Below are 16,985 nucleotides of genomic sequence, written 5' to 3'. Positions count from 1 at the left end.
CCAGACCGACAGCTCACCCAGGTAGCCCACTTCCCCCCACCGATCCCCACCCCGTCCCACTCAGAGCACTTCACAGCACTTCACGGCAGAACGGCACAAGGCGACGAATGCCCCAGCACACCTCCGGGTCAGACCGGGCGGCGATCCCCCCAGCCGCCCGCGACGGTGGCAGCGTGCGGCCGCCCGCTCCCTCGACGCTCGACGAGCTGTGGCGGTCGTACAAGGCGACGGGGGACGACCGGCTGCGGGAACAGCTGATCCTGCACTACTCGCCGCTCGTGAAATACGTCGCGGGCCGGGTGAGCGTCGGCCTGCCGCCCAACGTCGAGCAGGCCGACTTCGTCTCCTCCGGCGTCTTCGGGCTGATCGACGCCATCGAGAAGTTCGACATCGACCGGGAGATCAAGTTCGAGACGTACGCGATCACCCGGATCCGGGGCGCGATGATCGACGAGCTGCGGGCGCTGGACTGGATCCCGAGGTCGGTGCGGCAGAAGGCACGGAACGTGGAGCGGGCCTACGCCACCCTGGAGGCGCGGCTGCGGCGCACCCCGTCCGAGGGCGAGGTCGCCACCGAGCTGGGCATGGAGGTCGACGAACTCCACGCCGTGTTCAGCCAGTTGTCGCTGGCCAACGTGGTCGCGCTGGAGGAGCTGCTGCACGTCGGCAGCGAGGGCGGGGACCGGCTCAGCCTCATGGACACGCTGGAGGACACCGCCGCGGACAACCCCGTGGAGGTCGCCGAGGACCGGGAGCTGCGCCGCTTCCTGGCACGGGCGATCAACACGCTGCCCGAGCGGGAGAAGACCGTGGTCACGCTGTACTACTACGAAGGGCTCACCCTCGCCGAGATCGGCAACGTCCTCGGGGTCACCGAGAGCAGGGTCAGCCAGATCCACACCAAGTCGGTGCTGCAGCTGCGGGCCAAGCTGGCGAGCTTCGGGCGCTGAGCGCGCGGGGCCGGGTGACCGTATCGGTGGTTCGGGTGGTGCGGCCGGCGCCATGAGGGCGAGCGGCTCCCGTTCGGGTGGGGGCGTCCGTAAAGTGGTTGACGTGCCAAGGATTCGAGCGGCCTCCGTGGCCGAGCACCGGTCGATGCAGCGAGCCGCCCTGCTGGACGCGGCCCGGTCGTTGCTGTCCGAGGGCGGGACGGAAGCGCTGACGTTCCCCGCGCTGGCCGAGCGGACCGGGCTGGCGCGGTCGTCCGTGTACGAGTACTTCCGGTCGCGGGCCGCGGTGGTCGAGGAGCTGTGCGAGGTCGACTTTCCGCTGTGGGCGGCGGAGGTGGCGGCCGCGATGGAGCGGGCCGCGTCCGCCGAGGGCAAGGTCGAGGCGTATGTGCGGCAGCAGCTGGCACTGGTCGGGGACCGGCGGCACCGGGCGGTCGTCGCCATCTCCGCGAGTGAGCTGGACGCCGGGGCGCGGGAGAAGATCCGGGCGGCGCACGGCGGGCTCGTCGCGATGATCGCAGAGGCGCTCGAGGAGATGGGGCACGAGCAGCCCCGGCTGGCGGCGATGCTGCTGCAGGGGGTGGTGGACGCGGCGGTGCGGCGGATCGAGCTCGGTGCCGCGGAGGATCCCGCGGTGGTGACGGACGCCGCGGTCGCCATGGCGCTCCGGGGTGTGAGGGGCTGACGCCGTCTGCCGCCGGGCGGGTGCCGCCAGGCAGCTACGACGGCAGCGGTACCCCCAGCACCGGCAGCAGTCTCGGCGGCCCCCTGTGCAGAAGCCACGGCGGCAGCAACGACAGCGGGTCCAGGTAGGTCTTTCCGCGGAGCAGGCCCCAGTGGACGCATGTGGCGGCGCAGTGGGAGCCCGTCGCCTCCACCGTGCCCACCGCCTCTCCCGCCCTCACCTCGTCCCCCTTTCGCACCAACGCGGTCACCGGCTCATACGTCGTACGAAGATCTGTGCCCGTCAGGTCGACGGAGACGACCCCGCGCCCGGCCACCCGGCCCGCGAAGGACACCCGGCCGGGTGCGACCGCCCGTACCGGGGAGCCCGCCGGCGCCCCCAGGTCGACGCCGCGGTGACCGGGGCCGTACACCGTCGCCGGTGGCTCCCAGCCCCGTAACACCGGGGGCCGGACGCCCACCGGCCAGGTGCGCGCGACGGCCGGGACCGGGGCCGGAGGAGGTGGTGCGGGGGCCGAGGGTGGAGTGTCCGCCCAGGAACGGCAGGGCGCCAGGGCGGCCGGCGCCAGGCCGAGGAGCAGACCCACCGCCAGCAGGACATGTCGCATCGCTTCTCGCATGCGGCAACCGTCCCGCACCCCGCCGATCACGGCCGGACACTGTGGACAACTCACCGGTTGTGGACAGCGGCGTCACCCGGTGCCCCGGCGGTCCCGTACACTTCTTCTGGCGATCCGGGTCACCGGGTCGACTTCGCACGCCCCGACACCAGGCCGTCAAGCGGTCGGTGTCAGCGCCTCTCGGTCCTTCGCGGCAAGGCGCGTCGCGGGCGTCAGGCGCGGGAGCCGTCCGGCCCCCGCGGCACAACCGAGAAACTCAAGGAGATACGGCCATGGCCGTCGTCACGATGCGGGAGCTGCTGGAGAGCGGCGTCCACTTCGGTCACCAGACCCGTCGCTGGAACCCGAAGATGAAGCGCTTCATCTTCACCGAGCGCAACGGCATCTACATCATCGACCTGCTCCAGTCGCTGTCGTACATCGACCGCGCCTACGAGTTCGTCAAGGAGACCGTCGCCCACGGCGGCACGGTCATGTTCGTCGGCACCAAGAAGCAGGCGCAGGAGGCCATCGCCGAGCAGGCCACCCGCGTCGGCATGCCCTACGTCAACCAGCGCTGGCTGGGCGGCATGCTCACCAACTTCTCGACCGTCTACAAGCGTCTGCAGCGCCTGAAGGAGCTCGAGCAGATCGACTTCGAGGACGTCGCCGCGTCCGGTCTGACCAAGAAGGAGCTTCTCGTGCTCTCGCGCGAGAAGGCCAAGCTGGAGAAGACCCTCGGTGGTATCCGCGAGATGCAGAAGGTGCCCAGCGCCGTCTGGATCGTGGACACCAAGAAGGAGCACATCGCCGTCGGTGAGGCCCGGAAGCTGAACATCCCGGTCGTCGCGATCCTCGACACCAACTGCGACCCCGACGAGGTCGACTACAAGATCCCGGGCAACGACGACGCGATCCGCTCCGTCACCCTGCTCACCCGTGTGATCGCCGACGCCGTCGCCGAGGGCCTCATCGCCCGCTCCGGCGTCGCCACCGGCGAGAAGGGCGAGAAGGCCGCCGGCGAGCCGCTCGCCGAGTGGGAGCGCGACCTGCTCGAGGGTGAGAAGAAGGACGAGGCTCCGGCCGCCGAGGCTCCGGCTGCCGAGGCCGCGCCCGCCGAGGCCGCGCCCGCCGAGGCCGCTCCGGCCGAGGAGAAGGCCGCCGAGGGCGAGCAGGCCTGACGCCGGTCCGTCAGCGTTCGACAGCGGGGGCGGTACTGCACCGGACAGCGCCTTCGGCGCGGTGAAGTCCACCCCCGCTGTTCACCCGTAGGTCGGCACGACGTACGCGCTCCACGGCTACATGTGGAGAGCAACCGTGCGGATCTCAAGATCTCCAGACTTCGAGAAAGACTCACAGACTCATGGCGAACTACACCGCCGCCGACGTCAAGAAGCTCCGTGAGCTCACCGGCGCCGGCATGATGGACTGCAAGAAGGCGCTGGACGAGGCCGAGGGCAACGTCGACAAGGCCGTCGAGGCGCTGCGCATCAAGGGCCAGAAGGGCGTCGCCAAGCGCGAGGGCCGCTCCGCCGAGAACGGCGCCGTGGTCTCCATCATCGCCGACGACAACTCCTCCGGCGTCCTGGTCGAGCTGAAGTGCGAGACCGACTTCGTCGCCAAGGGCGAGAAGTTCCAGGCCGTCGCCAAGAAGATCGCCGAGCACGTCGCCGCGACCTCCCCGGCCGACCTCGAGGCGCTGCTCGCCTCCGAGATCGAGCCCGGCAAGACCGTCCAGGCGTTCGTGGACGAGGCCAACGCCAACCTCGGCGAGAAGATCGTCCTGGACCGCTTCGCGCAGTTCTCCGACGGCTTCGTGCTCGCCTACATGCACCGCACCATGCCCGACCTGCCCCCGCAGATCGGTGTCCTGGTCGAGCTCGACAAGCCGAACGCCGAGGTCGCCAAGGGCGTCGCCCAGCACATCGCCGCCTTCGCGCCGAAGTACCTCTCCAAGGAGGAGGTGCCGGCCGACGTCGTCGAGTCCGAGCGCCGCATCGCCGAGGAGACCACCCGCGCCGAGGGCAAGCCCGAGGCCGCGATCGCCAAGATCGTCGAGGGTCGCCTCAACGGCTTCTTCAAGGACGCCACGCTGCTCGGCCAGCCGTACGCCCTCGACAACAAGAAGTCGGTCCAGAAGGTGCTGGACGAGGCCGGTGTCACCCTGAAGCGCTTCTCGCGCATCAAGGTCGGCATCTGAGCCCGTTCCGCGATCGACGCGCGACCCGCGGGAAATTCTCGATAGGGTCGACAGCAGTCGTCCGCGCACACCGCCACACCCCGGCGTGGGGCGGACGGCAGCAGATCTGACGAGGAGGCCATTGCCGCGCATGGGAGCGAAAAGCGACCCCACCGGCAATGGCCTTCTTCGTATGTGCAACACGTGAAAGAGGCGGGATCCCGATGACCACCAAGGCCCAGAAGAGCGACGACGGCAAAGTACGCGGCCGGTTTCTGCTGAAGCTGTCCGGAGAGGCGTTCTCCGGTGGCGGGGGCCTGGGCGTGGACCCGGACGTGGTGCACAAGATCGCCCGGGAGATCGCGGCCGTCGTCCGTGACGGCGCGCAGATCGCGGTCGTCATCGGCGGCGGCAACTTTTTCCGCGGCGCCGAACTCCAGCAGCGCGGCATGGACCGCGCCCGCTCCGACTACATGGGCATGCTCGGCACCGTGATGAACTGCCTCGCCCTCCAGGACTTCCTGGAGAAGGAGGGCATCGACAGCCGGGTGCAGACCGCCATCACCATGGGCCAGGTCGCCGAGCCGTACATCCCGCTGCGCGCCGTGCGCCACCTGGAGAAGGGCCGCGTGGTCATCTTCGGCGCCGGTATGGGCATGCCGTACTTCTCCACCGACACCACCGCCGCCCAGCGCGCCCTGGAGATCGACGCCGAGGCGCTGCTCATGGGCAAGAACGGTGTGGACGGGGTCTACGACTCCGACCCCAAGACCAACCCGGACGCCGTCAAGTTCGACGCCCTCGGCTACGGCGAGGTCATCACCCGCGACCTCAAGGTCGCCGACGCCACCGCCATCACGCTGTGCCGCGACAACAAGCTCCCGATCCTCGTCTTCGAACTCCTCGCGGAAGGCAATATCGCCCGTGCCGTCAAGGGTGAGAAGATCGGCACGCTGGTGGGTGACCAGGGCAGCCGGGACTGACCCGGCATCAACCCGGCCGGTGGCGCGCGGTCCGTAAGGGGGCCTGACCCTGGCCGGGGGATGGACAATGTCCTGCCGGTCGGGAACCGTGCAGGAAGAAGACGCGACGCAGCCGGCCGCCGCCCGCCAGAGGAACCGCAGCCGGGCCTTACTCAAGACACGCAGGAGCAAGTGGTGATCGAAGAGACCCTCCTCGAGGCCGAGGAGAAGATGGAGAAGGCCGTCGTGGTCGCCAAGGAGGACTTCGCCGCGATCCGCACCGGCCGTGCGCACCCGGCGATGTTCAACAAGATCGTGGCCGACTACTACGGCGCCCCGACGCCGATCAACCAGCTGGCCTCGTTCTCCGTGCCGGAGCCGCGCATGGCGGTCGTGACCCCGTTCGACAAGAGCGCGCTGCGCAACATCGAGCAGGCGATCCGCGACTCCGACCTGGGCGTCAACCCCAGCAACGACGGCAACATCATCCGGGTGGTGTTCCCCGAGCTGACCGAGGAGCGCCGCCGCGAGTACATCAAGGTCGCCAAGGGCAAGGGCGAGGACGCGAAGATCTCGATCCGCTCCGTGCGCCGCAAGGCCAAGGACGCCATCGACAAGCTGATCAAGGACGGCGAGATCGGCGAGGACGAGGGCCGCCGTGCGGAGAAGGACCTCGACGACACCACGGCGAAGTACGTTGCCCAGGTGGACGAGCTCCTGAAGCACAAGGAAGCGGAGCTGCTCGAAGTCTGATGAGCGACTCTTCCTGGGGGGCGCCGCCATCGGTGGGCCAGGCCGGGTACTGGGGGCCCGCCGAGGGCGGGCCTGCCCAGCCCGTCCCGGGGGCCGTACCGGCGGGTCCCGCGTACGATGCGCCTGAGGCGCACCAGACTCGCCCCATGCCCATCGTGCCCGACGAACCCGCGTACGGCTCGGGCCGGGACGGTGTCCGGGGGACCGGCCGGCGGGGCGGCCCCTTGTTCCAGGAATTCCAGGACGAGTTCCGCCCCGAGCACCCGCAGGTCCGCACCCTGCCGGCCGAGAACCAGAATCCGGAGCCCATGCCCGACGCCCACCAGCCGGCGCCAGCGCCGCAGAAGAAGAGCGCGGGCCGTGACCTGAGCGCGGCCATAGGCGTCGGGGTCGGGCTCGGTGTGGTGATCGTCGCCTCCCTGTTCATCAAGAAGGCCGTCTTCGTCGGCGTGATCGCGGTCGCCGTCGTCGTCGGCCTGTGGGAGCTGACCAGCAGGCTGCGGGAGCGCAAGGAGATCAAGGCGCCGCTGGTGCCGCTGGCGGTCGGCGGTGCGGCGATGGTGGTCGCGGGGTACGTGCGCGGCGCCGAGGGCGCGTGGGTCGCGATGGCGTTGACCGCGCTGGCGGTGCTGGTCTGGCGCATGACGGAGTCGCCGGAGGGCTATCTCAAGGACGTCACGGCGGGCGTCTTCGCGGCGTTCTACGTGCCGTTCCTGGCCACGTTCGTAGCGATGATGCTCACCGCGTCCGACGGCCCGTGGCGGGTCCTCACCTTCCTGCTCCTGACGGTCGTCAGCGACACCGGCGCCTACGCGGTCGGCTGGCGGTTCGGCAGGCACAAGCTGGCCCCGCGCATCAGCCCCGGCAAGACCCGCGAGGGCCTGGCGGGCGCGGTGCTGTTCGCGATGGTCGCCGGCGCGCTGTGCATGCAGTTCCTGATCGACGACGGCACCTGGTGGCAGGGCCTGCTGCTGGGCCTCGCGGTGGCGGCCAGCGCCACGCTGGGCGACCTCGGCGAATCCATGATCAAGCGCGACCTGGGCATCAAGGACATGGGCACCTTGCTCCCCGGCCACGGGGGCATCATGGACCGCCTCGACTCCTTGCTCCCTACGGCGCCGGTGGTGTGGTTGCTGCTGGTGGTGTTCGTCGGCTCCGCGTGAGGTCTGTGTCGCAGGGCTTGCTTCCCGCGGCGCCGGTGGTGTGCGTGTACGGCTTCCGGGCCCCCGTCCTGTCCGAGGACGGGGGCCTTCGGCATTGGTCGTACGGCCCTCGGGGTGGGACGATGCTGGATATAAGCCCCCTATCCGGAAAAGGAGGGCTTCATGTCCGCCTTCCATGAAGAGATCGACGTCGACCGGTCTTCCGGCGAGGTCTGGGCGTATCTCAGCGACCCGTCCCACCTGCCGGAGTGGCAGAAGAGCGCGGTGTCGGTCGAGCAGCTCGACGACAGCCCCTTCGGACTCGGGTCCCGGATCCGGATCACCCGCCACGTCGGCCGCCGCGACGTCCCGCTGACCATGCGGGTCACCGAGTTCGAGCCGCCGCGCTCATGGAGCATGCAGGGCACCGACGGTCCGGTCCGGGGAAGGGTCCACGGCGAGGTCACCCCGCTCCCCGACGGCCGTACCCGTGTGACCATGGACCTGGACTTCGAGGGCCATGGCCTCGGCAGGGTGCTGATCCCCCTCGTCGTACGCCCCCAGGTCCGCAGGGAGCTGCCGGAGAACGAGCGGCTGCTCAAGGAGCGGCTGGAGCACACCGCCGCCTAACCGGACGGTCCTCAGGTGGCCCGGATGGCGGCGATGTCGAACTGGAGGCGGACCTTCTCGCTCACCATGGCCCCGCCCTGGGCCAGCCGGGCGTCGTAGGCCAGCCCCCAGTCGGAGCGGTTGATGGTGGTGGTGCCGTCGAAGCCGACCCGCTCGTCACCGAACGCGTCGACGACATGACCGATGTAGGTGAGTTCCAGGTCGACGGGGCGGGTGGTGTCCTTGATCGTGAGATCGCCGGTCATCCGGTAGACGTCCTCGCCCACGAGCCGCACGGCCGTGCTGGTGAAGGTCATCCGCGGATGCGCCCCGGCGTCCAGGAACTGCCGGCCGATCAGGTGCGCGTCGCGCTGCTCGACACCCGTGTCGACGCTGGCCGTGTACAGCACGATGTCGGCCCGGGAGCGGGCCGGGTCGCGGCCGTCGAAGTGGAGGCGGCTCTCGTACTCGGTGAAGGCGCCCCGCACCGTCGTCACCATCGCATGCCGCACGGAGAACCCGATCCTGCTGTGCGCGGGATCGATCAGCCACTCGCCGGTGAGGCCCGCGAGCTCGGGGGCGGGCAGAACGGCGGTGGCACGGGCCACCGGCGCGGCGGTCGCCACGGGAGCGGCGGCGGAGGGCTGCGCGCGCCGGTGGGAGGAGTTGCGGCCGAAAAGGTTCATGGTTCATGTGGGTAACGCCAGGCCGAGGGGCGCGACAAGGTCCGACCAGGAAACCCGACCGTTCGTCAGCAGAACTTCACAGCCCGCCGGAGCTCTCACAGGAGTGACGACCCCCCTCACCGAAATGCCCCGATTCAGGGTGTTGACGATATGTCTGCGGCATATGACGATAGCCGGAACAGTGAGCGCCGAACTGTCGCCCTGTGAACCGCGCGGCGCTCCCGTCTCGGCCCGAAGGAGGGCGGCAATGAAGACATCCCGGAGGCGCATGCCGGGCAAGAAATCGGCGGTGGCGGTAATGATCCTTGGAGCGGCCCTCTTCGTCGCTCCGACCGCGACCGCCGCCACCGAGAACCCGAAGCCCCAGAGTCCCGGCTTCGACCTCTGCATCCACAGCGCTGGTCCGGCCGGGCGCTTCTATTACCCGGGTTTCGCCAACGTCCCCTGCATCTGATCGGCACATCGGACGAGGAGCGGCTCAGCCACGCCCGGCTGAGCCGTCCTCGGCGCTTTCGGCGCGGACAGGGGGCCTGGTGTGGATCACCGGGCCGTCTCTGGGCCGTCAGGCTCACATGGCCTTGGCGGAAGCACGCGATCCACGGCCTTCCTGGACCTGGGTAGCCCGGTGCGCGTGCGAGTCGTCATCTGGAGGGTCACTGGCGGCTGATCGCCCGAGAGATTCCGGCAGCGACGGTGGTGGCGAGGATCCAGCCGGCGGCGGTCAGACCGTAGGCCAGCCATTGACCGGTGCCGCGGGCCGCGAAGGCGGCTTCCTGACCGAAGCTGGCGATCGGGAGCAGCACGTCCACCGTGTAGAAGAGGGCGTTGAACGGTGGGGTCTTGCCCGCTTCGAGCGGTACCGGCGGGCGCTGCGTGAAGAAGAGGGTGCCGATGGCAAGCAGCGCCAGGAGCCACAGGGCCGCGCGGAGGGGCCGGTAGCCGTAGCCGACAGTCGCGTCCTGGATGTGGCCCCACAGGCGGCGGTGGAGCGGAAGGGCGGCGCGGCGGTGGCGTTGTTTGGCAAGGAGGACCGTGCGTGCTTCGTCCTCGTGGCCCAGGCGGCGGTATGAAGTTGCGAGTTGCTCATACGGCTGCGGGACATACCCGTCAGTGCCGCGTCGGAGCCAGTCAAGGCGCTCGGGGGCTGTGAGCGGGGTGGCGAGGCTGTCGTAGACGGTCTCGGCGAGTCGGAGATCAGCAGGCCAGGAGTCCGGGGCGTCGTACAAGGTGCCCAGGTGGGCGCTGCTCGCGTCAACAGTGCCGTCGATCGGCTGCCGAGTGCGCAGGTCGGATTCCCGGGCCTGGGCCAGGCGCAGGGACACGGCGGTGCCCCCCCCGGATTTGCAACGATGGCGTCGCGGAAGCTGAGCCGGGTACCGATGCGGCTGCCGTCGAGTTTGATGCCGCCTTCCACGCTGAGCCCCTCACCGAGGTCGAAGTTGCGGTTCACGCTGACGTCGACGGCCTCCAGGGCGATATCGCCCGAGTTGCACAGCCGGGCCCCGCAAAAGCCGATCGCCGCGCCGACTGTGGCGCCGGAGAGGATGATCCGTCCCTCGGCGGTGAAGCCTGGATGGAAGGTGAAGTCCTCGGTGACCTGGACGTGGTAGGCATCCAGGGCGTGACCCCCCGGGTTGCTGAGGGTGGCGCCCTCGAGGTCGAACTCACCGGAGACGGAGGCGCCGGACATGCGGAACCCGCCCTCGACGTCCAGGTTCCTGCACAGCATGTCGCCACCGGCGCGCAGATGGACGGCGGATATCGCCTCGGTGTCCGGCGCCTTGATCACTGTCTGTCTCAGGTCGACATCACCGTGGATCTGGGCCCGGGTGAGCAGCAGCGGGCCGTTCAGGCGGCACCGTGACAGCACCAGCCTGCCGTCGATCTGGGCCATACCGGCATCGAGCCCCGGCAGCGCACATCCGGTGAGGACCACCTCGTGGATCCTGGCTCCGTGCAACAGTGGCACCGCGTCGAAGCTGCAGTCTGCCAGGACGACCGGCATCAGGACCTCCGCAAAGCGCACATCCAAGAGGCCTGTGATGCGGGCCCCGGTCAGACGCAGCGCCGGGCGGTCCCCTGGAGCAGACTCGTCGCCGGCGCCGAGCAGGAGCGCTGCGATGACCTCGGCCCTTACGGTCGGCTCCTCCGATGACGCCCCGCGGCGGACGTCGACGGCGCCCCCCTGCGCGAAGCGGTTCCACAACTGGCGCTCGCCAGGGTTCAGTTCGTCAAGACGCATGACCACAATGCTCGCTCAGCCAGTGGTCCGACGGCGTGCCGAACGCCGTAGCGCCGGCCGAGATCACGGCCATGCCGCACGGGATGAGCTCCCGGCCCTCGGGGCCTTCGTCAGGGGCGTCCGATGCCGATCAGTCACGACCAGCTACAACCAGCTACGACTACTACCGACACTCGTAGCGGCCCACGGCCCCCAGGTCACCCATGTGGATCTGCGACACTGGTACAGCCATGCCTAAGCCCGGAGAACTCACTTTCGTCGCCCCGCGCGGTGCTCAGAAGCCGCCGCGGCATCTTGCCGACCTCACACCCGCCGAGCGCAAGGACGCGGTGGCCGAGATCGGTGAGAAGCCGTTCCGTGCCAAGCAGCTCTCGCAGCACTACTTCGCGCGGTACGCGCACGACCCGGAGGAGTGGACCGACATCCCCGCCGGATCGCGGGCCAAGCTCCAGGACGCACTGTTCCCCGAGCTGATGACCGTCGTGCGGCATCTGTCGACCGACCAGGGAACCACCCGTAAGACGCTGTGGCGGCTGTTCGACGGGACGCTCGTGGAGTCGGTGCTGATGCGGTACCCGGACCGGGTCACCATGTGCATCAGCTCGCAGGCGGGGTGCGGGATGAACTGCCCGTTCTGTGCGACCGGGCAGGCGGGGCTCGACCGGAATCTGTCCACTGCCGAGATCGTCCACCAGATCGTGGACGGGATGCGGGCGCTGCGGGACGGTGAGGTGCCCGGCGGGCCTGCCCGGCTCTCCAACATCGTCTTCATGGGCATGGGCGAGCCGCTCGCCAACTACAAACGGGTCGTGGGTGCCATTCGGGCGCTGACCGATCCGGCTCCGGACGGGCTGGGGCTGTCCCAGCGGGGCATCACCGTGTCCACCGTCGGGCTCGTGCCGGCCATCCACCGGTTCGCCGACGAGGGCTTCAAGTGCCGGCTCGCGATCTCCCTGCACGCCCCCGACGACGAGCTGCGTGACACCCTCGTCCCCGTCAACACCCGCTGGAAGGTGCGCGAGGTGCTCGACGCCGGGTTCGAGTACGTCGAGAAGAGCGGGCGCCGGCTGTCCATCGAGTACGCGCTCATCCGCGACATCAATGACCAGGCGTGGCGGGGGGACCGGCTCGGCCGGCTGCTCAAGGGCAAGCCCGTGCACGTCAATCTCATCCCGCTCAACCCGACGCCGGGCTCCAAGTGGACCGCCTCGCGGCCCGAGGACGAGAAGGCCTTCGTCGAGGCCATCGCCGCGCACGGTGTGCCCGTCACCATCCGGGACACCCGTGGCCAGGAGATCGACGGAGCCTGTGGTCAGCTCGCGGCCACCGAGCGGTAATCTGGGCCGGTCCACATATCTTCCTATCCAGACACCTTCATATTCCGACAGGGGAGCGCCACAGCGCTGAGAGTGCGGCGGACAGGGCCGCAGACCCTCTGAACCTCGCCCAGGTCATTCTGGGTAGGGAGTTCGGTCATCACTCAAGCTGTTGCGCCCTGCCCGGGTCCTTTCCCCGAAAGGCCCGGGCGGGGCCGCGTCTCTTCCTGGCCAACCCCAGGAGGACATCCAGTGCAGAACAAGACCTTCGTGGCCGTGGCGGTCGGGCTCGGCCTGATCGCGCTGTCCGCGTGCGGTTCCGGCGGCGACGCCAAGTCGTCGGCGGACTCCAGGAACGTGACGCTCGTCAGCCACGACTCGTGGGCCGTGTCCAAGAACGTGCTCCAGGACTTCGAGAAGAAGACCGGGTACAAGGTCCACGTCCTCAAGGACGGCGACGCCGGGCAGGCCGTCAACAAGGCGATCCTCACCAAGGACAACCCGCAGGGCGACGTCTTCTTCGGCGTCGACAACACCCTGCTGTCCCGCGCCCTCGACAACGGCCTCTTCCAGCCGTACACCGCCAAGGGCCTCGACAAGACCGGTGCCGCCTACCAGCTCGACAAGGAAAAGCACCGGGTCACACCGGTCGACTACGGCGACATCTGCGTCAACTACGACAAGGAGTACTTCGCCGACCACCGTCTGACTCCGCCGCAGACCTTCGCCGACCTCGCCAAGCCCGCGTACAGGAACCTCCTCGTCACCGAGAACGCCGCCACCTCCTCGCCCGGCCTCGGCTTCCTGCTGGGCAGCGCCGCCCAGTTCGGGGACAACGGCTGGCAGGACTACTGGAAGAAGCTCAAGGCCAACGGCGTCAAGGTCGTCGACGGCTGGGAGCAGGCCTACTACCAGGAGTTCTCCGGTTCGTCGGAGGGCAGGAAGGCCGGCGGGGACCGGCCGCTCGTCGTGTCGTACGCCTCCTCCCCGCCCGCCGAGGTCATCTACGCCAAGAAGCGGCCCAGCACCGCCCCGACCGGAGTGTCGTACGGCACCTGCTTCCGGCAGATCGAGTTCGCCGGGCTGCTCGGCAACGCCCGGAACCCCAAGGGTGCCAAGGCCTTCATCGACTTCCTGGTCTCCAAGGAGTTCCAGGAGGACATGCCGCTGAACATGTACGTCTACCCGGTGGTCGACGGGGCGAAGGTGCCCGCCGAGTTCACCGAGTACGGCAAGGCCGCCGAGCACCCCGAGACCATGGCCCCCGGCAAGATCGCCGCCAACCGTGACCAGTGGGTCAAGTCGTGGACCTCGCTCGTACTGAAGTAGCGGACCGGAAGGCCCGTACGGGGAGCGCGGCGCGGCTCGGGCTGATGGCCCTGCCCGTCGCGTTCTTCGCGCTGTTCTTCGCCTGGCCCGTGGCCGCGATCGTCGCGCGCGGGCTGAAGGTCGACGGCGCCTGGCAGCTGGGGCGGATCGCGGACGTGGTCACGCAGCCGGACATCCGGCACGTGCTGTGGTTCACCACCTGGCAGGCACTCGCCTCCACCGCGCTCACCCTGCTGCTCGCGCTGCCCGCCGCGTACGTCTTCGCCCGTCTCGACTTCCCCGGCAAGCAGGTCCTGCGGGCCGTCGTCACCGTCCCGTTCGTGCTGCCGACCGTCGTCGCCGGCAGCGCGTTCCTCGCCCTGGTCGGGCATGGCGGGCTGCTGGACGAGCTGTGGGGCGTACGGCTGGACACCACGGTGTGGGCGATCCTGCTGGCCCACGTCTTCTTCAACTACGCGGTCGTCGTACGGACGGTGGGCGGGCTGTGGTCCCAGCTCGACCCCCGGCAGGAGGAGGCCGCCCGCATGCTGGGCGCGTCTCCGTTCGGTGCCTGGCGGAAGGTCACCCTCCCGGCCCTCGCGCCCGCCGTGGCCGCCGCCGTGCTGATGGTGTTCCTGTTCACCTTCACCTCGTTCGGTGTCGTCCAGATCCTCGGCGGCCCCACCTTCTCCACCCTCGAAGTGGAGATCTACCGGCAGACCTCCGAGGTCTTCGACCTCTCCACGGCCGCCGTCCTCACCCTCGTCCAGTTCGCCGCCGTCGGCGCGATCCTCGCCGTGCACGCCTGGACGGTACGGCGCCGGGAGACCGCGCTGCGGCTGGTCGACCCCGGGGCGACCGCCCGCCGCCCGCGCGGCACCGGGCAGTGGGCCCTGCTCGCCGGCGTCCTCGTCACCGTCGCCCTGCTGCTCGTCCTGCCCCTCGCCGTCCTCGTCCGCCGCTCCCTGGACGCCCCGGGCTTCGGCTACTACCGGGCCCTGACCAACGCCGACGGCGGTACGTTCCTGGTGGCGCCCGTGCACGCGGTGTGGACCTCGCTGCAGTACGCCGTCGCCGCCACCGCCATCGCCGTCGTGATCGGAGGTCTCGCCGCCGCCGCGCTGGCCCGCCGGGACGCCGGACGGCTGGTCCGGGGTTTCGACGCGCTGCTGATGCTGCCGCTGGGCGTCTCCGCCGTGACCGTCGGCTTCGGGTTCCTGATCGCCCTCGACAAGCCGCCGCTGGACCTCAGACAGTCCTGGATCCTCGTCCCGCTCGCCCAGGCGCTGGTCGGCGCACCCTTCGTCGTACGGACCATGCTGCCCGTGCTGCGCGCGGTGGACGCACGCCTCCGGGAGGCCGCCGCCGTGCTCGGGGCCTCGCCCTGGCGGGTGTGGCGGGAGGTCGATCTGCCGATGGTGCGGCGGGCGCTGCTGGTCGCGGCTGGGTTCGCGTTCGCCGTCTCGCTCGGCGAGTTCGGGGCGACCGTGTTCATCGCCCGTCCCGACAACCCGACGCTTCCGGTCGCCGTGGCCCGGCTGCTCAGCCGCCCCGGAGACCTCAACTACGGCCAGGCGATGGCCCTTTCGACCATTCTGATGGTGGTGTGCGCCGCCGCGCTGCTCATCCTGGAGCGGCTGCGCACCGACCGGACGGGGGAGTTCTGATGCTGCTGACCGGACCGGGGAGTTCTCGATGCTGCTGAGCCTCGATGCCGCGACCGTGCGCTTCGGCGGGCGGGCCGTGCTCGACGCGGTCGGTCTCGACGTCGCCGAGCACGAGGTGGTGTGTGTGCTGGGCCCCAGCGGCAGCGGGAAGTCGACCCTGCTGCGGGCGGTCGCCGGACTCCAGCCCCTGTCCGACGGCCGGGTCCTGCTCGACGGCCGGGACCAGTCGGGCGTGCCCGCTCACAAGCGGGGCGTCGGCCTGATGTTCCAGGACCACCAGCTCTTCCCGCAGCGGGACGTCGGCGCGAACGTGGCGTTCGGGCTGCGCATGCACGGCGTCGCCAAGGGCCGACGGGACACCGAGGTCGGGCGGTTGCTGGACCTGGTCGGGCTGCCCGGGGCCGCCCGGCGGGCCGTGGCCTCCCTGTCCGGCGGCGAGCAGCAGCGCGTGGCCCTCGCCAGGGCGCTCGCGCCCCGGCCCCGGCTGCTCATGCTGGACGAGCCGCTCGGTCAGCTCGACCGCTCGCTGCGCGAACGCCTGGTGGCCGAACTCCGGGAGCTGTTCGGCCGGTTGGGCACCACCGTGCTCGCCGTGACCCACGACCAGGGCGAGGCGTTCGCGCTGGCCGACCGGGTGGTGGTGATGCGGGACGGGCGGATCGCGCAGTCCGGCACGCCGCTCCAGGTGTGGCAGCGGCCCGCCGACGCCTTCGTGGCCCGCTTCCTCGGCTTCGACAACGTGGTACCGGCGACCGTCGCCGGTACGGCCGCCGACAGCCCCTGGGGCAAGCTGCCGGTCCCCGACGGCTCCCCGCAGGGCAGCCGCACGCTGCTGGTCCGGCCGGCCGGGGTACGGCTCGTGCCGGCCGACGCCGGTCTGCCCTGCACGGTGACGGCGCGCACCTTCAAGGGCACCCATGTGGCCGTCCGCCTCCAGCCCGCGGACGGGCCGCTCCTTGAGGCGGCGTGCGCGCTGCGGGAGGCACCCGAGGCCGGGGACGCGGTGGGCGTGGAGTTCGACGCGGCCGAAATCGTCGTGCTCGATTGATCGCCGTGCCTCTAGGCTGAGCGGCATGACCTTGCTCGCGCATGACCGCTACTGTGATGAAATCGCCCGGCAGGTCGAGCAGTTGAGGGCCGTGGTGGCCTCCGGCGCCGATCTGTCCGCGACCGTGCCGACCTGCCCCGACTGGTCCTTGGAGGACCTCGTACGCCATATGGGCGGCGCCCTGCGGTGGGTCGAGACGATCGTGCGCACCAGGGCGCAGGAACGTGTCCCCCGCGACCAGGTGCCGCTCGGTTCCGGGCCCGAGGAGCGGGGCGACGCGGCGGCGCTCGACAAGTGGCTGGCGGAGGCCGGTGAGCTGGTCGTCGCGGCGTTGCGCGAGGCCGGCCCGGACACCGCGGTGTGGAGCTTCATCCCGGGGAGGGCCGTCTCCGGGTTCTGGGCGCGCCGGATGACCCACGAGATCACTGTCCACCGCGCCGACGCGACCCTCGCCGCCGGGCTCGACTACGAACTCGCGCCGGAGATCGCCGTCGACACGATGGACGAGTGGCTGGACTTCGCCGTCTTCCTCCAGCAGGTCCGCGGCCATGAGGAGGCTCTGCGCCTGGACGGCCCGGCCCGCTCCGTCCATCTGCACGCCACCGACGCCGACCCGGCACTGAACGCCGAGTGGCTGCTGGAGTTCGGCCCGGACGGCGTCAGCTGGCGGCGCGGCCACGAGAAGGCCACGGTCGCGCTGCGCGGCCCGCTCACCTCGGTGCTGCTCGCCTTCTACCGCCGACTGCCGCTGGACAGCCCCGGCCTTGAGGTCCTGGGCGATCGGGGCACGCTCGACTTCTGGCTGGCGCGGGCCACCTTCGGCTGAGCGCGGGCGCCTGC

18 protein-coding genes are annotated in these 16,985 nt (G+C 70.2%); 15 read left to right on the top strand and 3 right to left on the bottom strand.

The features are described 5' to 3' along the window. Positions 1–107: 107 nt before the first annotated feature. Both whiG and ACWDEN_RS16065 read left to right on the top strand, forming a co-directional pair. Positions 108–950 (top strand): RNA polymerase sigma factor WhiG, encoded by an 843-nt coding sequence (whiG, locus tag ACWDEN_RS16070; protein ID WP_351604642.1) that lies wholly within the window; start codon positions 108–110, stop codon positions 948–950. A 127-nt stretch (positions 951–1,077) separates the two neighbouring features. Beyond that, positions 1,078–1,635: a TetR/AcrR family transcriptional regulator gene (locus ACWDEN_RS16065; protein ID WP_351604736.1), complete on the top strand. Its 558-nt coding sequence runs from the start codon at positions 1,078–1,080 to the stop codon at positions 1,633–1,635. Between the two features lie 34 nt (positions 1,636–1,669). Here ACWDEN_RS16065 and ACWDEN_RS16060 read toward each other — a convergent pair whose 3' ends face one another. Next, positions 1,670–2,254: a murein hydrolase activator EnvC family protein gene (locus ACWDEN_RS16060; RefSeq protein ID WP_450859466.1), complete on the bottom strand. Its 585-nt coding sequence runs from the start codon at positions 2,252–2,254 to the stop codon at positions 1,670–1,672. Positions 2,255–2,526: 272 nt separating this feature from the next. On the opposite strand from ACWDEN_RS16060, the gene rpsB reads away from it, so the two are divergent. The 6 genes from rpsB (at position 2,527) to ACWDEN_RS16030 (ending at position 7,899) form a co-directional block, all read left to right on the top strand. Next, positions 2,527–3,414 carry a 30S ribosomal protein S2 gene (rpsB, locus tag ACWDEN_RS16055; protein ID WP_450859465.1) on the top strand — a complete coding sequence of 296 codons (888 nt, stop codon included), beginning with the start codon at positions 2,527–2,529 and terminating at the stop codon, positions 3,412–3,414. Between the two features lie 182 nt (positions 3,415–3,596). Further along, positions 3,597–4,433, top strand: a complete 837-nt coding sequence (gene tsf / locus ACWDEN_RS16050) for a translation elongation factor Ts (protein WP_351604648.1) — start codon at positions 3,597–3,599, stop codon at positions 4,431–4,433. Positions 4,434–4,636: 203 nt separating this feature from the next. Beyond that, positions 4,637–5,395, top strand: a complete 759-nt coding sequence (gene pyrH / locus ACWDEN_RS16045) for a UMP kinase (protein ID WP_351024516.1) — start codon at positions 4,637–4,639, stop codon at positions 5,393–5,395. A gap of 174 nt (positions 5,396–5,569) precedes the next feature. Then, entirely contained in the window at positions 5,570–6,127 is a 558-nt protein-coding gene (frr, locus tag ACWDEN_RS16040) for a ribosome recycling factor (RefSeq protein WP_351604650.1), read from the top strand. Continuing rightward, the gene (locus tag ACWDEN_RS16035; protein ID WP_351604652.1) at positions 6,127–7,290 is read left to right on the top strand and encodes a phosphatidate cytidylyltransferase; all 1,164 of its coding nucleotides are present in this window, start codon (positions 6,127–6,129) and stop codon (positions 7,288–7,290) included. Before frr ends, ACWDEN_RS16035 begins: the two co-directional genes overlap by 1 nt. A 162-nt stretch (positions 7,291–7,452) precedes the next feature. Next, positions 7,453–7,899, top strand: coding sequence for an SRPBCC family protein (locus ACWDEN_RS16030; protein WP_351604654.1), 447 nt, complete (start codon positions 7,453–7,455; stop codon positions 7,897–7,899). A gap of 11 nt (positions 7,900–7,910) precedes the next feature. Here the strand turns inward: ACWDEN_RS16030 and ACWDEN_RS16025 are convergent, their stop codons facing one another. Continuing rightward, complete coding sequence (locus tag ACWDEN_RS16025) at positions 7,911–8,564, bottom strand: YceI family protein (protein WP_351604656.1); 654 nt, start codon at positions 8,562–8,564, stop codon at positions 7,911–7,913. 247 nt (positions 8,565–8,811) lie between these two features. On the opposite strand from ACWDEN_RS16025, the gene ACWDEN_RS16020 reads away from it, so the two are divergent. Continuing rightward, positions 8,812–9,018: a hypothetical protein gene (locus ACWDEN_RS16020; protein WP_351604657.1), complete on the top strand. Its 207-nt coding sequence runs from the start codon at positions 8,812–8,814 to the stop codon at positions 9,016–9,018. Positions 9,019–9,217: 199 nt separating this feature from the next. On the opposite strand, the gene ACWDEN_RS16015 is transcribed toward ACWDEN_RS16020, so the two are convergent. Next, the gene (locus ACWDEN_RS16015; RefSeq protein WP_450859464.1) at positions 9,218–9,886 is read right to left on the bottom strand and encodes a hypothetical protein; all 669 of its coding nucleotides are present in this window, start codon (positions 9,884–9,886) and stop codon (positions 9,218–9,220) included. A gap of 251 nt (positions 9,887–10,137) precedes the next feature. Between ACWDEN_RS16015 and ACWDEN_RS16010 the strand changes: the two genes are divergently transcribed. The 6 genes from ACWDEN_RS16010 (at position 10,138) to ACWDEN_RS15985 (ending at position 16,971) form a co-directional block, all read left to right on the top strand. Beyond that, the gene (locus ACWDEN_RS16010) at positions 10,138–10,428 is read left to right on the top strand and encodes a hypothetical protein (RefSeq protein WP_351604661.1); all 291 of its coding nucleotides are present in this window, start codon (positions 10,138–10,140) and stop codon (positions 10,426–10,428) included. A gap of 608 nt (positions 10,429–11,036) precedes the next feature. Continuing rightward, positions 11,037–12,143: a 23S rRNA (adenine(2503)-C(2))-methyltransferase RlmN gene (gene rlmN / locus ACWDEN_RS16005; RefSeq protein ID WP_351604663.1), complete on the top strand. Its 1,107-nt coding sequence runs from the start codon at positions 11,037–11,039 to the stop codon at positions 12,141–12,143. Between the two features lie 231 nt (positions 12,144–12,374). Then, a complete protein-coding gene (locus tag ACWDEN_RS16000; RefSeq protein WP_450859463.1) occupies positions 12,375–13,451 on the top strand; it encodes a thiamine ABC transporter substrate-binding protein in 1,077 nt (358 codons plus the stop codon). Positions 13,452–13,495: 44 nt separating this feature from the next. Continuing rightward, positions 13,496–15,097 (top strand): ABC transporter permease, encoded by a 1,602-nt coding sequence (locus ACWDEN_RS15995; protein WP_450859497.1) that lies wholly within the window; start codon positions 13,496–13,498, stop codon positions 15,095–15,097. A 28-nt stretch (positions 15,098–15,125) separates the two neighbouring features. Next, a complete protein-coding gene (locus ACWDEN_RS15990) occupies positions 15,126–16,145 on the top strand; it encodes an ABC transporter ATP-binding protein (protein WP_351604666.1) in 1,020 nt (339 codons plus the stop codon). Between the two features lie 25 nt (positions 16,146–16,170). Further along, positions 16,171–16,971, top strand: coding sequence for a maleylpyruvate isomerase family mycothiol-dependent enzyme (locus ACWDEN_RS15985; protein ID WP_450859462.1), 801 nt, complete (start codon positions 16,171–16,173; stop codon positions 16,969–16,971). The last annotated feature ends 14 nt before the right edge of the window (positions 16,972–16,985 follow it).

Source organism: Streptomyces sp. NPDC001153 (assembly GCF_053598315.1).
The sequence above is the reverse complement of the archived record's forward strand: the minus strand, read 5'-3'. Positions and strand labels throughout refer to the sequence as shown.

What these genes read in the sequence shown, in the direction of transcription:
- ACWDEN_RS15990 (WP_351604666.1), top strand. Translation starts at nt 15,126, where the DNA reads ATGCTGCTGAGCCTCGATGCCGCGACCGTGCGCTTCGGCGGGCGGGCC.
- ACWDEN_RS16060 (WP_450859466.1), bottom strand. Translation starts at nt 2,254, where the DNA reads ATGCGAGAAGCGATGCGACATGTCCTGCTGGCGGTGGGTCTGCTCCTC.
- ACWDEN_RS15995 (WP_450859497.1), top strand. Translation starts at nt 13,496, where the DNA reads ATGGCCCTGCCCGTCGCGTTCTTCGCGCTGTTCTTCGCCTGGCCCGTG.
- rlmN (WP_351604663.1), top strand. Translation starts at nt 11,037, where the DNA reads ATGCCTAAGCCCGGAGAACTCACTTTCGTCGCCCCGCGCGGTGCTCAG.
- ACWDEN_RS16025 (WP_351604656.1), bottom strand. Translation starts at nt 8,564, where the DNA reads ATGAACCTTTTCGGCCGCAACTCCTCCCACCGGCGCGCGCAGCCCTCC.
- ACWDEN_RS15985 (WP_450859462.1), top strand. Translation starts at nt 16,171, where the DNA reads ATGACCTTGCTCGCGCATGACCGCTACTGTGATGAAATCGCCCGGCAG.
- tsf (WP_351604648.1), top strand. Translation starts at nt 3,597, where the DNA reads ATGGCGAACTACACCGCCGCCGACGTCAAGAAGCTCCGTGAGCTCACC.
- ACWDEN_RS16035 (WP_351604652.1), top strand. Translation starts at nt 6,127, where the DNA reads ATGAGCGACTCTTCCTGGGGGGCGCCGCCATCGGTGGGCCAGGCCGGG.
- pyrH (WP_351024516.1), top strand. Translation starts at nt 4,637, where the DNA reads ATGACCACCAAGGCCCAGAAGAGCGACGACGGCAAAGTACGCGGCCGG.
- whiG (WP_351604642.1), top strand. Translation starts at nt 108, where the DNA reads ATGCCCCAGCACACCTCCGGGTCAGACCGGGCGGCGATCCCCCCAGCC.
- ACWDEN_RS16010 (WP_351604661.1), top strand. Translation starts at nt 10,138, where the DNA reads ATGGAAGGTGAAGTCCTCGGTGACCTGGACGTGGTAGGCATCCAGGGC.
- ACWDEN_RS16020 (WP_351604657.1), top strand. Translation starts at nt 8,812, where the DNA reads ATGAAGACATCCCGGAGGCGCATGCCGGGCAAGAAATCGGCGGTGGCG.
- rpsB (WP_450859465.1), top strand. Translation starts at nt 2,527, where the DNA reads ATGGCCGTCGTCACGATGCGGGAGCTGCTGGAGAGCGGCGTCCACTTC.
- ACWDEN_RS16030 (WP_351604654.1), top strand. Translation starts at nt 7,453, where the DNA reads ATGTCCGCCTTCCATGAAGAGATCGACGTCGACCGGTCTTCCGGCGAG.